This window comes from Microvirga massiliensis, from assembly GCF_001006805.1.
Classification (GTDB): domain Bacteria; phylum Pseudomonadota; class Alphaproteobacteria; order Rhizobiales; family Beijerinckiaceae; genus Microvirga; species Microvirga massiliensis.
On record NZ_LN811350.1, the window covers coordinates 101470 to 103459 of the forward strand.

Genomic DNA, 1990 nt, shown 5'->3' on the forward strand with positions numbered 1-1990 from the left:
GAGCATTGAATTCGATTCAGCTTCTGCTGGGGGACGACGAATCCTCAAGATACTCCAAATGGATGAATGGTGAATCCTGCGCACGGTGCAGTTCCATACCGTCGAGGGAGAACTGGCTCACAACACGGAGGCACGATCATGATCTCAACCGGCTCCGGCCTGACGCAGGCGTCTTTGGACGGGACCACCTTCGACGTCTACACCTACAAGCCGGACGGAACGATCAACGGCATCCTGCTGGTCTATCATGGTACCGGGCGCACGGCTGCTAGTTACCGCGACTATGCCATCGAGCTCGCCGATCGCGAGGGACTCCTGGTAGCCGCGCCGCTGTTCGACAAAGACCGGTTTGCCAGTAGAGACTACCATCTTGGCGGCCTGTTGGATGGCTCCCACGACCTCAAGCCAGCCAGCCAATGGACCACGCGCTTCGTGGCGCTCCTGGCCGACTGGGTGCGGACCAAGGAGGCAAGCTCATCACTGCCGTACTGGTGCTGGGGCCACTCGGCGGGTGGGCAGTTTCTGTCACGCGTGGCTGCGTTCGAGCAGATTGCGGCCGAGCGGATCATCGTCGCCAACGCCTCCACCCACGTGCTGCCGCTGCTCGGCAGCTATCCTGATGGCGAGGCGGTGCCATATGGCATGGGCGGCGTCTACAAGGGCGCCGAGGAGCAGGAGAAGCTGAGGGCCTATTTGGCGGCGCCGGTGACGATTTATCTCGGCACCGAGGACGACGACCCCGAGGACCCTCACCTAACCATGACGACCGAGGCCCAGCGTCAAGGCGAACAGCGCAAGGATCGTGGCGTGCGTACTTTTGCACTCGGTCAGAGCCAGGCCGCCGCTCTGGGCTGCTCATTCGGCTGGGAACTGGTCTATGCGCCGGAGGTCGAGCATTCAACCTCGCAGATGATCCATTCACCATGCGTGCTCAGGGCCATGGAGCTGTTCGATGCCCCCGTGCCAAGCGAATGCTGTGCAGATACGGACAATCGCACTGGCTGATGTTTTTGGGCGAGACCTTCGCCGACGCCAGGATGGTCCATCTGATTGGTTGCAGTGGCGCGTGACCGGGCCCCAGTTTCCGTCGATGGATGGTGGAGTCCGCAGCTTGGAAGGACCGGACGACCGGGACGATGGAGAGTTCAAGCAACTCAGACCGGCCGATTTGATGTCCAGAATACAGCTTGACTCAGCGGTGCTGGTTACGCCTGTATCCACCCCAACGTCATCTGCTTGTCGGCGGCATTCAACGTGAATTTTTGCTTGAACTCCGCGAGCCCACGATTTCGTCTTACAGAGCCGGCGTTGATCCACTGCCGGTCGAGATACAATTTACAGAGCTCGTGGACGATCAAAGGAGCCACGCCATTCAGATAGTCGCCTCTGCCATAGAAATAATTGGCCCATGATGCGCCGAGATGGCTTCCGACGCCGTAGCCGATCACGTCATCGTCCAGCACCACGGCCAGATGGCGCACGCCCAACGGCTCCAGCAGAGACAAGTTCTCGAGCGTCCAGACCGTGGATGCTCGATACCGTAGAGGCCTACCTTTTGCGGCCTTTGCCGCATACCACCTGTCGTTGCAGGCCAGCACGCGAGCCAGGTTCTCCGGGCCAATCGGCTCCACATGGGCGCCGGCCCTCGAGAGCTTGCGGATGTAACGGCGGAAACTCTGCAAAGAAGATCCGCGCATTTCCGAGACGGTTTCGCGGTACCAGACGAACTCATAATAGCTCTTGGCAATCACGACGTCGTTCTTCCAGCCTTCCTCCCGCTGTTCAGGCACATACCCCAGGAGATCGCCGGGCCGGAGCGCCTTTGCTTCGCGGTCGAGAATGCGCTCATACGCCTCCCAGTCGGACACCAGCGGCAGCAGCTTGGTCTTCCGGCCGAGACGCAGGAGAATGCAGTCCGCCTTGACCTCCTCCGAGGCCCCGCGGGCAAAGTCCTGCGCCAGTGCCAGCAGACCCATATCGAACGCCGGCA

Annotated in this window: 2 protein-coding genes; one reads left to right on the forward strand and one right to left on the reverse strand. The window is 60.9% G+C overall.

The annotated features are described in order from the left end of the window. Window positions 1-138: 138 nt before the first annotated feature. Entirely contained in the window at window positions 139-1005 is an 867-nt protein-coding gene (locus BN1233_RS00435) for an alpha/beta fold hydrolase (RefSeq protein WP_046861565.1), read from the forward strand. A 200-nt stretch (window positions 1006-1205) separates the two neighbouring features. On the opposite strand, the gene BN1233_RS00440 is transcribed toward BN1233_RS00435, so the two are convergent. Beyond that, window positions 1206-1990 (reverse strand): phosphatidylglycerol lysyltransferase domain-containing protein (locus BN1233_RS00440; protein ID WP_046861566.1); only part of this gene is annotated, 785 nt, incomplete at its 5' end.

What these genes read in the sequence shown, in the direction of transcription:
- BN1233_RS00435 (WP_046861565.1), top strand. Translation starts at nt 139, where the DNA reads ATGATCTCAACCGGCTCCGGCCTGACGCAGGCGTCTTTGGACGGGACC.